This is a genomic window from Methylophaga sp. UBA2012 (assembly GCF_002335235.1).
Taxonomy (GTDB): Bacteria; Pseudomonadota; Gammaproteobacteria; order Nitrosococcales; family Methylophagaceae; genus Methylophaga; species Methylophaga thalassica.
This window is the reverse complement of record NZ_DDCG01000018.1, coordinates 60,594-73,373: the sequence shown is the minus strand read 5'-3', so window position 1 is coordinate 73,373 and position 12,780 is coordinate 60,594. Positions and strand designations below refer to the sequence as shown.

The window sequence follows — 12,780 nt, the reverse complement described above, 5'->3', positions numbered from 1 at the left end:
TGCCGGAAAACCACACACCGCTTAACAACTCAAAGATGATTCGCCATTAAACGGTTTCCCGCTCCAACTGCACACCCCGGCCATCGGATAACAACGTTTTTATGGCAGATATCCTGGCTCACGCTTCAACGTTTCCGACTCACCTTCCCGAAATCGACTAATTTCAGTGGTTTTACATCATCGTTGTCGGAAACTTCACGTATACAGTTGCGGGGACAGCTTCGGTTAAGAATTCCCTTTTAACTCTGGTAAGAGACCATAAAGACCTGAATTATACGTACATCGCTTAATAACAACCACGGTTTGGTGACGCAGACAAAATCGCACACAATATTCATGCGCCAACTAAAGCTAGACAGTCAAAATAGCGATGGCTAATATCGCACAGAGACGCCATGTTTAATCGAGTGGCTCTACTCCCTAATTTTCAGCGAAAAAATAACAAGAGGAATAAAAGGATGTTGAAAGAATTCAAAGAATTTGCAATGCGTGGCAATGTGCTAGATATGGCTGTGGGTATTATTATCGGTGGTGCGTTTGGCACGATTGTCAAAAGTCTGGTTGCTGACGTTATCATGCCACCTATCGGCCTGTTACTCGGAGGTGTCGACTTTTCAGACTTATTCGTTACCTTGAAAGAAGGGACTGTAGCGGGACCATATGCCACCCTCGCTAATGCTCAAGAAGCCGGCGCCGTGGTGATCAGTTATGGTGTCTTTATTAATGCGGTGATTAGCTTTCTGATCGTGGCTTTTGCTGTGTTCTTATTAATCCGCTCAGTCAATAAACTACAACGTGAAAAAGAAGCGGAACCAGCCCCTAAAGAAGCCACCAATAAAGAATGTCCGAAATGTTTTTCAACCATTCTAATCAAAGCAACCCGTTGCCCACATTGCACATCTGAAATTGCCTAAACAAAAAAGCCCCGACCAACTGGCCGGGGCTTTTTTTAGCTTTAAAGGCTGAGGGATGATTACATCATGCCGCCCATGCCACCCATTCCGCCCATATCAGGCATTGAAGGTGCATCATCTTTCGGCAGTTCAGCAATCATCGCTTCTGTTGTCAGCATCAGACCAGCAACAGAACCTGCATTTTGCAGTGCAGTACGAGTCACTTTGGTTGGGTCAAGAATACCCATATCGATCATATCGCCGTATTCGCCTGTAGCCGCGTTGTAACCGAAGTTACCTTTGCCTGCAGCGACTTCGTTCAGGATAACAGAGGCTTCAGCACCCGCATTTGTAGCGATTTGACGTAAAGGTTCTTCCATTGCACGACGTGCAATTTTGATACCCATGTCTTGATCATGGTTGTCACCACGCAGTTCACCCAGAGAACCTTCTGCACGAACCAGAGCAACACCACCACCTGCAACAACGCCTTCTTCAACTGCGGCGCGAGTTGCATGCAACGCATCTTCAACGCGTGCTTTTTTCTCTTTCATTTCCATTTCGGTAGCCGCACCGACACGGATAACCGCAACACCGCCAGCTAATTTAGCCACACGTTCTTGCAGTTTTTCTTTGTCGTAGTCAGAAGAAGATTCAGCGATTTGTGTACGAATTTGTTCAACACGTGCTTGGATTTCATCTGCACGGCCAGCACCATCAACGATAGTTGTGTTTTCTTTGCTGACAGTGATTTTCTTCGCTTGACCTAAGTGATCTAAAGTCACTTTTTCCAGGCTCAGACCGACTTCTTCAGAAATCACAGTACCACCAGTCAGAACAGCAATATCTTCTAACATCGCTTTACGACGGTCACCAAAGCCAGGGGCTTTAACCGCACAGACTTTCACGATACCGCGCATATTGTTCACAACCAGTGTTGCTAGTGCTTCACCTTCCACGTCTTCAGAGACGATCAGCAATGGACGGCTTGATTTAGCCACTTGCTCCAGAGCTGGCAGTAAGTCACGGATGTTTGAGATTTTTTTGTCGAATAACAGCACATACGGATCTTCCAGTTCTGCTGTCATAGTTTGTTGGTCGTTAACAAAGTATGGAGACTGGTAACCACGGTCAAACTGCATACCTTCAACGACATCTAATTCGTTTTCAAAGCCGCTACCATCTTCAACAGTGATAACGCCTTCTTTACCAACTTTTTGCATGGCTTCAGCAATGATTTTACCGACTGATGCGTCAGAGTTTGCTGAGATAGTACCTACTTGAGCAATGGCTTTATCATCATCACAAGGAGATGACATAGTGCGTAATTGCTCAACTGCCGCTTGAACCGCTTTGTCGATACCACGTTTCAGATCCATTGGATTCATACCTGCAGTAACGGCTTTCATACCTTCACGCAGAATCGCTTGTGCCAACACAGTCGCTGTAGTTGTACCGTCACCTGCAGCATCAGAAGTGTGCGAAGCCACTTCTTTTACCATTTGTGCACCCATGTTCTCGTATTTGTTTTCCAGTTCGATTTCTTTCGCCACTGAAACACCGTCTTTCGTGACGGTTGGTGCGCCGAAGCTTTTATCTAAAACAACGTTGCGACCTTTTGGTCCTAGTGTCACTTTAACCGCGTTGGCCAGAGTGTTTACACCTTTAACCATTAACTGACGTGCGTCTGCACCAAATTTGACTTCTTTAGCAGCCATTGTAGTTATTCCTCTTATTCTTTATTAAAGCAAATGAATCCAGGGATTAGCCTTCGATAACAGCAACGATGTCATCTTCACGCATGACTAACAGTTCTTCACCGTCAACCTTAACTTCAGTACCGGCATATTTGCCAAACAGTACTTTGTCACCCACTTTTACCGCCAAAGGGCGAACTTCGCCTGAATCTGTAACCTTGCCATCACCAGCAGCGAGAATTTCACCACGAGATGGTTTTTCTGCGGCGTTATCAGGGATAACGATACCGCCAGCGCTCATTGTTTCTTCTTCCATGCGACGAACAATCACACGATCATGAAGGGGACGAAGATTCATCTGTATTTCCTCCGAAAAAATGTCTATTAATGACTAACTTAAATTGTAGGGAACTCATAGAATGGGGTTACAAAACCCGCTTTCAAGGGGGCTAAGCAAAAAAATTTAAAAATTTTTATCGAAGATGATGTTTATCATCGTCATCGACCACTTCCCCATCAATCACATCACCTTCACGATAATCTGATCGATAGCGTTGTTGTGAAAAAGCATCACCACGCTTTTGTGTGTAAAAAATACGACTATTCTTGGCTAATTGTTTAATCACACTCTGCCTGACGGCTGGCACTAGTAGCAAAAAACCAAAGGTATCGGTGACAAATCCGGGTGTTAATAACATCGCCCCAGCGATAACCAAACACACCCCTTCCAACATCTCTGTGGCAGGAATTTGGCCGCTGGCCATGGAGCTTTGTGCTCGTTGTAATGTTTGAAAACCTTGTAAACGAAGTAAAAACGCACCTAGAACAGCGGTGGCCACCACCATAAATATAGTCGGTAATGCACCAATCACATCGCCAACTTGTATCAACACATAGATTTCAACGATGGGGATAATTAAAAAAATCAGTAATAAAATTCGAAACATAGGACGTCCAAAGGCATAGTCATATAGATGGATATTGGTGCGGTTTTCCTTATTTCAAGGCCTGATCGCCATTGTCGCTTAAATACAACAAAAGTCAGCTTTTGTATCAATGTCACAAAACTGTAACGTTTTCTTCATCATGCTGAAACATAACAAGCCTAAGGTGTGCGGGACTTCGGCTCTTACCGAATTGATAAACCAACCTAGAGGATAGTCCCTTGAAATTGAAAACAACATCTTTATTAATTGCCGGTACCTTGTTTGGTGCAGCAATGTTGCCTGCTCAGGCAAACAACGAAGCGATGGCTGACCTGTTAAAAGTCCTTCGTGACAAAGGCACCATCAGTGCAGAAGACTACAACATGCTGAAAAACGCTGCAGCAGCTGATCAAGAAAAAACTGAAGCTGCTCAAGCTGAAGTGAAAAAACAAGTCGCTGAAGCAACTGCAGATATGCCAAAAATTACCACTGATGGCAAGTTAGTTGTTGCAGACAGAGAAGGTAACTGGGAATTCCAACCTATCGGTCGTGTGATGTGGGATGCCATCTCTGTAGACAATGATGGTTTATACGATGGTACTGCAGGTGTAGGTGATAACGAAGGTCGAGGAACTGAATTACGTCGTGCACGTTTGGGTTTCCAAGGTTCGATTTATGACTGGAGCTACAAATTTGAAGCTGACTTTGCTGGCGGTGATGCATCAATTAAAGATGCTTATGTTGGTTACGGCAACAAACTAAACGACAGCACCAAATGGGGTGTAAAACTTGGTCAATCTCACATAGCTTTTGGTTATAACACTAAAGCTAGCTCTAAATACATGAGCTTTATTGATCGCCCATTCTATGCTGATTCAGCTTTATCACCTGCTCGTGAGAGTGGTGTTGCATTCCAGTTGAATGACAAAGATTATCGTTGGTTATTAGCATCATCTTTAACAAGCGGTGAAATCGACGGTGGTGAAACTGATGTAGATGATGCAGATACATGGGCAGTTCGCGGTTCATTCGTACCATTTATGCAAGACAGCAAACACATGTTACAAGTTGGTTTGGGTTATTTGAACCGTGGTAACGGTGATGGTTCATTCCGCTACCGTCAACGTGCTGTTAGCCACATTACTTCAGAGCGTCCAATTGACACTTCTGTAGCAGATTATGATGGCTCAAAAGCATTCACAGCTGATGTTTTAGGTATCTACGGTCCATTCCACGCTTTAGCTGAATACGTAGACTACACAGCTGAAAGTAACTCAAACTCAGATCAAGAATTCACTGGCTATTCAGTTGAAGCTGGTTACTTCCTGACGGGTGAATCTTACAAGTGGAAAAAAGGTTATAACTCTGGCGTTTCACCTAAATCTCCATATGGTGCGTGGCAGTTAGTTGCTCGCTTTGAAAACATTGAAACCGAAGGTTTAGTCGGCGGAAGTGTACAAACTGAAGACGAAGCAGATAAATTTACATTGGGTGTGAACTACATTCCACGTAAAAATATTCGTTTAATGCTGAACTACGACAAAGTTACCGATCTGACTGTCGATGGCGCAAGTTCAGATGCAGAACCATCTGCACTTAAATTCCGTGCGCAAGCATTCTGGTAGGTCTTAACACTGGAAAGCACTGATAAAAGCCTCACCCCAGGGTGGGGCTTTTTTCTGATTAGGAGATATTAGCAAGAGAAGATAAGACGATGACACAAGAAGAATTACACCACTATCACTCATTACAGGAAATTCTCAGTCATGGACGTCTGACAGCTCTGTTTCAACCCATTATATCTCTACACAACCAACAGATTTTTGGTTATGAGGCACTTATCAGGGGCCCTTCGGATGGCCCATTGCATTCACCTCTAACCTTGTTTGATACAGCCCTTAAACATGATTGTCTGGCTGAACTGGATTTACTTTGCCGAGAAACGGCCATCAAACGCTATGGTCAACTCGGCCTGAAAGAAAAACTCTTTATCAACACCACGCCTGTCGCCCTTCTGGATAACAATTATCCACATGGATTGACTTTACAATATGTTGAAATGGCCGGGTTATCAGCAGAACAAGTCATCATTGAGCTCACTGAACAGTATCCGATTGATGACTATGAATTAATGCGAACAGCCACCGAACATTATCGCGATATGGGTTTTTCGATTGCGATTGATGATTTGGGTGCGGGCTATTCTGGCTTACGCACCTGGTCTGAACTCAAGCCTGATTTTGTCAAACTGGACCGCCACTTTATGCAGAATATTCATGAAGATCGGCAAAAGCGCCAATTTGTGCAGTCCATGATTGATATTGCTCAAAGTATCGGCTGCCAGGTGATTGGTGAAGGCATTGAAGTTCGTCAGGAATATATCACCGCACAAAGTCTGGATATGCGCTTTGTACAAGGCTATTACTTTGGCCGTCCTAATCGCAATCCACAAAAAGAACTCGATAACAGTCTGTTTGCCCAACGCAAAGAAACAACGATACAACGAACAGGTCGTCCAAGAGCGAATACCCTTGTTAGCAGCTTGCTGACAGATTTAGATCCGGTCAGACATAACGATACCATTGAGCACATTTCTGATCGTTTTCAGAAAGCGTTAAAACTGAATGCGTTGCCGGTTGTTGATGATAATAATCGTGTCGTGGGTATCATGTGGCGCGATGATTTTATGACACTTTACGCCAGCCGTTTTGGTCGTGAACTGTACGGAAGAAAACCCATAAAAGACTTTATGGATAAAAATCCTATCGTGGTTGAAACTGAGCTGCCATTGAAAAAACTCAGTTATCAAATCACCAGCCAGGAAGCACATCACCAGCACAGTGCCTTCGTCATAACGGAGCAAGGCCGCTATCGCGGTGTAGGTAGTTTGATGGACTTGCTACGTCAGATTACTGATATGCAAATCACCATGGCACGCCATGCTAACCCACTAAGTGGTCTGCCAGGAAATGTGCCATTAAGTGAGCATACCCGTGAGATTATCGAGCAAAATAGGGATGTCACTGTCTGCTATTTTGACTTGGATAACTTCAAACCCTACAACGACATTTATGGTTACGGTAAAGGCGATAAAGTGATTAGCCTCACAGCTAAAACGTTAACTGAACATGTCGACCAGGAGATCGACTTTGTCGGGCATGTGGGTGGCGATGATTTTATCATCTTGTTTGAAAGTAAAGACTGGCGACACCGTTGCCAAAAGATTCTGGAAGCATTTGAGGCACTTTACCCACAGCTATACAATTTGCGTCATCTGCAACAAGCAGGCATCAATGCGGTTGATCGCCATGGCAATGAAACCTTTTATTCACTGCTTAGCTTGTCGATAGGTGCTGTGCGCATTTTAGACTTTCCGAATATCCAGGCAGAGATTGATCTGACCGAATACGCCAGTAAGGCAAAATCAATGGCTAAACGAATAGCTGGAAACAGCCTCTATCAGCTAGAAGCGACAGAAAAAAATATAATTAATCAGAAACCGAAAATACGCTTGGTCACGGAGAAATAATCAGCTTAAACAGTCGCTTCGTAAGCAACCTGTTCGAGTACAAACTCAACACGCTGACGTACTTTCTCACGTGTTTCACGGAAGATCGCCATCACTTCCTCTTCACTACCCCGCAGCTTGGCCGGATCAGGCAAAGGCAAATGCACCTTAACTGTATGAGGGCTGAGTAGAGGGCACTGCTCCTCAGCGTTATCACATAGTGTGACTAACAAATCAGCCCATTCCAGCATTTCACCATTCACACGAATCGATTCCTGCTGAGAAATATCAATCCCGACTTCAGACATAATTTTGATGGCACGTTGGTTTTGTCCATGTGCTTCAATACCAGCCGATTTAATTTCAATTTCTTCGCTGGCCAATGCTCTTGCCCAGCCCTCAGCCATTTGTGACCGACACGAGTTGCCAGTACACAAAAACATGACTCTAATCTTTTCCATTTCTAACCCTTTCTTCATAGCAGGCCGACCTTAACAAACCAATATGACAACACCGTTACGACGGCATAACATTCTGATTTATTGTTAATTACTAACTCAGACTTGAAGCGAACAGCATCGCTTCTGTTAAAATGCCTGTTTATCAAAGAATAAAGACGTCCATTGTGAAAAAACTGATCGCACACATCCTCATCTCAGCGGCACTGTTGACTCCCGTCCTTGCTCAAGCTCAAACCACACGTTATGTATCTGATAAGCTCGAAATCACCATGCGTAATGGTCAAGGAGTGAAATTCAATATCCGTAAAATGCTCGAGTCTGGTACACGACTCGAAGTACTGGAAACGGATCCAGCAGGTTATTCAAAAGTCAGAACCACCGATGGTGTTGAAGGTTGGGTGTTAACTCGTTATCTAACTAATACTCCAAGCGCACGCGACCAACTTGAAGCCAGCCAAAAACGGGTTGCCAATCTTGAACTTGAAATTGCTAAATACAAAGAAGAGATTTCATCACTCAGTAATCAAAACTCAGACGTCGATACACAAAATATGTCGTTAAAAGAAAAGTCACAACGTCTGAGTAAAGAGCTCGATGATTTACGTCGAACAGCTTCCAACGCAGTGGCATTAGATAACGAAAACCGCCAGCTGAAAGAAAAGCTGCAGGAAATCGATCACGAGAATCAATCACTCGTTATCGAAAACAATGCATTGAAAGATAACAGCACCCGTAGCTGGTTTCTGGTTGGCGCAGCGGTATTATTCGCTGGTATTCTGTTAGGTATCATCCTGCCACGCTTGAAAGTACGCAAAAAGGATAGTTGGGGCAGCCTCTGATAACAGATTATTATCTCGTCAATAAAAAAAGGACGCATCGAGCGTCCTTTTTTTGCTTCATACAACCAGTCTATTAAGCACGTTTTTTATGTCCATCTCTCAAGTGAGACAAGCCTTCTCCAGCTAAAGAGCCACCATCAATCTGATACGCCTTACCAAAGCCTTTCACATAACGGCCACCGATAGGATTCAGCTTAAATAACTTAAAGTCACTCAATTGACTTAAGTTTTGTATGCGATCGCCATGACGATCGGTTAAACACTGAATACCCACATCCCAGTCTGCAGAATCGACAGGCAATAGTTCAGTGGTCACATTGTACTGAACACGAAGACGAGCAAATAACTCCGCAGCAGAATCTTCATCTTCTATAATTAATACTGAAGCTCTGGGGTGATACTGCAAGTTTTTAGCGTGAACAGCAATTTCACTGATCAACACATATAAGCAGTCTTCTCCCACGGCAAATGGTGCATAGGAAGCATAAGGTTCGTTTTCTTCAGTTAATGATGACAACAGCAAGCTTTTACGACTATTTACCATCGCCATAATTTCCTGGCTGATTTGAGCTTCTAACCCTTTATTATTCATAATTCATTCTCACTGATAGTGTTGTTGCATTGCCAGAAACCGTTGTTTTTGTTCTGCCAACAACTCACCTTTTTCATCTCGGCCCAGAAACACCTTAAAGATCACCTCATCATCCGCATTTTCAAAAACGAAGGCATAGCTTTCGCGTCCTCTATGCGGTTTATCCTGAAAGCGAATCTGCTTCACTTGTTTAAGGTTTAAATGACCGTGCAAACCGGGCACTGGGCCACTTAAATTATAAAAACCTTCAGCGACTTTGCCCTTGGGAAACGGACCTTTGAATTCAAACACACTGCCGGCATGAATGATAATCGTCACCATCGTACCCCAGTCGGACAGCGTTTCTAGTAATTCTTGAGCCTGCTCTCCCGGCATGCTTACATCGGACATATCCACTCCTCAAAATCCTATCGTACACCTAGCAAGGCATATTCACCCAGTATGCATGAGTCAAACACGAATACTGCTTATTAGCTTGTTTATCACTAAATCAGGGTAAAATAATCTTCTATATGCCATACCCACGGAAAAATTGGCACTCATAATGGTCACACCATTGAGATTTCATTTTCTCAATGACTGACACCAACCTTAAAGTAACGTTCTAATTTTAATGATTATCTATGATTGATAAAAACAGCTATGAGCTGAGTGGCATCCTTAAACAAGCCCTTTTGTATAAAAAGCATCTAGTTAAAGCCAATATCATTGCTTTACTGGCGACACTCTGTGCCGTGCCAGTCCCCTTGTTGTTGCCGCTGATGGTCGATGAAGTGTTGCTCAAGCAACCCGGCTCAACTGTCGCATTTATTCAACAATTTACCCCGGATAACTGGCACGGTCCGGTACTGTATATTCTTGCGGTGTTGTTATTCACTTTGGTATTGCGTGTGGCGTCGGTTATTTTAAACGTCGCTCAATCACGTTATTTCACGCTGATTGCCAAACGCATTACGTTCCGCATTCGACAAAAACTCATTAAACGACTGGGCAGAATTGCCATAAGTGAATATGAAACGCGCGGTAGCGCCGGTATCGCATCACATTTTGTGACCGATATTGAAGTGATTGATAACTTTATTGGTAACACCATCAGTCGGTTTATTGTAGCAACACTGAGTATTATCGGCACCGCAGTCATATTGCTGTTTTTGCACTGGCAACTGGCCTTACTGATTTTGTTTATGAATCCATTAGTGATTTATTTCACTATGGTGGTCGGTAAACATGTCAAAGAGCTTAAAAAGAAAGAAAACGCCGCCTTTGAGATTTTCCAACAGAGCCTGACTGAAACACTGGATGGTATTCAGCAAATACGTACCGCTAACCGTGAAAAACATTATCTGCTGCGAGTTATCGATAATGCTCGGCAAGTCAGAAATCATGCTTCTGAGTTTGCCTGGAAAAGTGATGCGGCAAACCGTTTTTCCTTTGTGATATTTCTGTTTGGCTTTGATGTGTTTAGAGCTGTCAGCATGTTTATGGTGGTTTTCTCTAATTTAAGTATTGGTGAGATGTTCGCGGTATTTGGTTATCTGTGGTTTATGATGGGGCCAGTGCAGGAAATACTGAATATTCAGTATTCCTTTTACTCAGCCAGTGCTGCAGTCTCTCGCCTTAATAGTTTATTCAGTATGCATGAAGAAGTTCGTTACAAAAGAGAGATTAATCCTTTTGTGAATGGGCAACCAAGTAGCATTCGCATTGAAAACTTACACTTTAAATACGGGGATAATAATAAAGTCCTCAGTGGCGTGTCGCTGAATATCAACGCCGGTGAAAAGGTCGCCTTAGTCGGCGCCAGTGGTGCAGGTAAATCAACGCTGGTGAATGTCTTACTGGGTTTATATCCTGCTGATAAAGGCATGGTATTTTTTAATGATGTACCGGTGAGTAAAATTGGTTTGGATACCGTTCGCGAGCACGTTTCCACTGTGTTGCAAAGCCCGGCTTTATTTAATGATACCGTTCGTCAAAATATAACCATGGGCCGTGTTTATAAAGATGAAGCTATCTGGGAAGCCATTCGAATTGCTCAGATAGAAACCGTGATTCAAGATCTCCCTCAGCAACTAGATACCATCATAGGTCGTGATGGTGTGAAGCTATCCGGTGGTCAACGTCAGCGCCTGGCGATTGCCCGCATGGCATTAGTTAACCCCAGCGTTGTCGTGCTCGATGAAGCCACATCGGCTTTAGATAGTGAAACGGAATATCAGTTACATAATGCCTTAGAAAACTATCTGCAAAATCGTACTACCATCATTATTGCTCACCGCCTGAGTGCCGTAAAACAGGCCGATCGGATTATTGTATTTGATGGTGGCGAAATTATTGCTGAAGGCAGCCATGATTCATTGATTAATCAGGATGGTTTGTACCAAAAGCTTTACGCTCAGCAGATATAAAAAAGCCCGGTCGAACCGGGCTTTTTTTTATTTTCTAGCGACGCTTGAGTTGTTCCACATCCCGAACAGCGCCTTTCGCCGCCGAAGTCGTTAATGCTGCATAGGCTTGCAGCGCTAAACTCACTTCACGTTCACGGCCAACAGGTTTCCAGGCATCATCGCCTTTTGCTTCCATGGCTGCACGACGATGAGCCAGTTCTTCGTCACTTAATTCAACATTGATCTTACGATTAGGAATATCAATATGAATGATATCGCCTTCTTCAACTAAGCCAATATTACCGCCTTCCGCTGCTTCAGGTGAGGCGTGACCAATAGACAAACCCGATGTACCACCAGAGAAGCGACCATCGGTTAACAAAGCACAGGCTTTACCCAAGCCTTTTGACTTCAGATAACTGGTTGGGTACAACATTTCCTGCATGCCTGGCCCACCTTTCGGACCTTCATAACGGATAAGGACAACATCACCTTCTTTGATATCTCCCCTTAAGATAGCAGCTACAGACTCGTCTTGAGATTCAAAAATACGGGCTGGGCCGGAAAAGGTGAGAATAGATTCATCCACACCTGCCGTTTTCACAATACAGCCATCTTCAGCCAAGTTGCCATATAACACCGCAAGGCCACCGTCCTGACTGTAAGCATGTTCAATATCACGAATACAGCCATTTTCACGATCTAAATCCAGCTCGGGCCAACGACAATTCTGACTAAAGGCTTGTTGAGTTGGAATACCTGCGGGACCAGCAAGATAGCGTGTCAATGCAGGCTCATATTGGCTACGTTTTACATCCCATTGTTTTAAGCCTTCCCCCATGGTTTTGCTGTGAACAGTGGGTATATCAGTATGTAACAAACCACCAGCGGCTAATTCACCAAGAATTGAAATGACACCACCAGCACGATGTACATCTTCCATATGGTATTTATTGGTAGCGGGTGCGACTTTACATAAATTCGGGATTTTACGAGACATGCGGTCAATATCTGCCATGGTGAAATCGACTTTCGCTTCATTCGCCGCAGCTAATAAATGCAGTACGGTATTGGTCGAACCACCCATCGCGATATCCAGAGCAATAGCATTTTCAAACGCGGCTTTAGTTGCAATCGAACGTGGCAGTACGTCAACTTCATCATTTTCATAATAACGTTTTGCTAAATCGACAATACGACGGCCCGCTTCCAGAAACAGTTCTTCCCGATCCGCATGGGTCGCTAATAAAGAGCCATTCCCAGGTAAAGACAACCCTAAGGCTTCTGTCAGACAGTTCATTGAGTTTGCCGTGAACATACCTGAACATGAACCACATGTCGGACAGGCGCTACGCTCAACCTGCTCAACATCAGCATCGCTGACATGCTCGTCCGCCGCTTGAACCATGGCATCAACCAGATCCAGTTTGACGTCTTTGCCGGCCAATTTTGTTTTACCGGCTTCCATCGGGCCACC

Annotated in this window: 12 protein-coding genes and 1 riboswitch; of the genes, 5 read left to right on the top strand and 7 right to left on the bottom strand. The window is 43.9% G+C overall.

Annotated elements, in window-relative coordinates; all coding sequences use genetic code 11:
* Nucleotides 1–86: 86 nt before the first annotated feature.
* Nucleotides 87–276, bottom strand: a riboswitch (cobalamin riboswitch).
* Between the two features lie 182 nt (nucleotides 277–458).
* Nucleotides 459–914 carry a large conductance mechanosensitive channel protein MscL gene (gene mscL / locus B2248_RS13015; RefSeq protein ID WP_273178395.1) on the top strand — a complete coding sequence of 152 codons (456 nt, stop codon included), beginning with the start codon at nucleotides 459–461 and terminating at the stop codon, nucleotides 912–914.
* A gap of 59 nt (nucleotides 915–973) precedes the next feature.
* Here mscL and groL read toward each other — a convergent pair whose 3' ends face one another.
* The 3 genes from groL to B2248_RS13000 form a co-directional block, all read right to left on the bottom strand.
* Complete coding sequence (groL, locus tag B2248_RS13010) at nucleotides 974–2,611, bottom strand: chaperonin GroEL (protein WP_007143919.1); 1,638 nt, start codon at nucleotides 2,609–2,611, stop codon at nucleotides 974–976.
* A 46-nt stretch (nucleotides 2,612–2,657) separates the two neighbouring features.
* Nucleotides 2,658–2,948 (bottom strand): co-chaperone GroES, encoded by a 291-nt coding sequence (groES, locus tag B2248_RS13005; protein WP_007143920.1) that lies wholly within the window; start codon nucleotides 2,946–2,948, stop codon nucleotides 2,658–2,660.
* 115 nt (nucleotides 2,949–3,063) lie between these two features.
* Nucleotides 3,064–3,537, bottom strand: a complete 474-nt coding sequence (locus B2248_RS13000; RefSeq protein ID WP_273178396.1) for an FxsA family protein — start codon at nucleotides 3,535–3,537, stop codon at nucleotides 3,064–3,066.
* 218 nt (nucleotides 3,538–3,755) lie between these two features.
* On the opposite strand from B2248_RS13000, the gene B2248_RS12995 reads away from it, so the two are divergent.
* Together B2248_RS12995 and B2248_RS12990 are read left to right on the top strand one after the other, a co-directional pair.
* Nucleotides 3,756–5,141: an OprO/OprP family phosphate-selective porin gene (locus B2248_RS12995; RefSeq protein ID WP_273178397.1), complete on the top strand. Its 1,386-nt coding sequence runs from the start codon at nucleotides 3,756–3,758 to the stop codon at nucleotides 5,139–5,141.
* A gap of 89 nt (nucleotides 5,142–5,230) precedes the next feature.
* On the top strand, nucleotides 5,231–7,045 hold the full coding sequence (locus B2248_RS12990) for a GGDEF domain-containing protein (RefSeq protein WP_273178398.1): 1,815 nt from the start codon (nucleotides 5,231–5,233) through the stop codon (nucleotides 7,043–7,045).
* 5 nt (nucleotides 7,046–7,050) lie between these two features.
* Here the strand turns inward: B2248_RS12990 and B2248_RS12985 are convergent, their stop codons facing one another.
* The gene (locus tag B2248_RS12985) at nucleotides 7,051–7,485 is read right to left on the bottom strand and encodes an arsenate reductase ArsC (protein ID WP_273178399.1); all 435 of its coding nucleotides are present in this window, start codon (nucleotides 7,483–7,485) and stop codon (nucleotides 7,051–7,053) included.
* A gap of 164 nt (nucleotides 7,486–7,649) precedes the next feature.
* On the opposite strand from B2248_RS12985, the gene B2248_RS12980 reads away from it, so the two are divergent.
* Nucleotides 7,650–8,324: a TIGR04211 family SH3 domain-containing protein gene (locus tag B2248_RS12980; protein WP_273178400.1), complete on the top strand. Its 675-nt coding sequence runs from the start codon at nucleotides 7,650–7,652 to the stop codon at nucleotides 8,322–8,324.
* Nucleotides 8,325–8,397: 73 nt separating this feature from the next.
* Here the strand turns inward: B2248_RS12980 and B2248_RS12975 are convergent, their stop codons facing one another.
* Both B2248_RS12975 and hutX read right to left on the bottom strand, forming a co-directional pair.
* On the bottom strand, nucleotides 8,398–8,916 hold the full coding sequence (locus B2248_RS12975) for a HugZ family protein (RefSeq protein ID WP_273178401.1): 519 nt from the start codon (nucleotides 8,914–8,916) through the stop codon (nucleotides 8,398–8,400).
* 9 nt (nucleotides 8,917–8,925) lie between these two features.
* A complete protein-coding gene (hutX, locus tag B2248_RS12970; RefSeq protein ID WP_273178402.1) occupies nucleotides 8,926–9,306 on the bottom strand; it encodes a heme utilization cystosolic carrier protein HutX in 381 nt (126 codons plus the stop codon).
* 233 nt (nucleotides 9,307–9,539) lie between these two features.
* On the opposite strand from hutX, the gene B2248_RS12965 reads away from it, so the two are divergent.
* On the top strand, nucleotides 9,540–11,324 hold the full coding sequence (locus B2248_RS12965) for an ABC transporter ATP-binding protein (RefSeq protein WP_273178403.1): 1,785 nt from the start codon (nucleotides 9,540–9,542) through the stop codon (nucleotides 11,322–11,324).
* 34 nt (nucleotides 11,325–11,358) lie between these two features.
* Here B2248_RS12965 and ilvD read toward each other — a convergent pair.
* Nucleotides 11,359–12,780, bottom strand: a 1,422-nt coding sequence (gene ilvD / locus B2248_RS12960) for a dihydroxy-acid dehydratase (RefSeq protein ID WP_286723198.1), incomplete at its 5' end; no start/stop codon positions are given.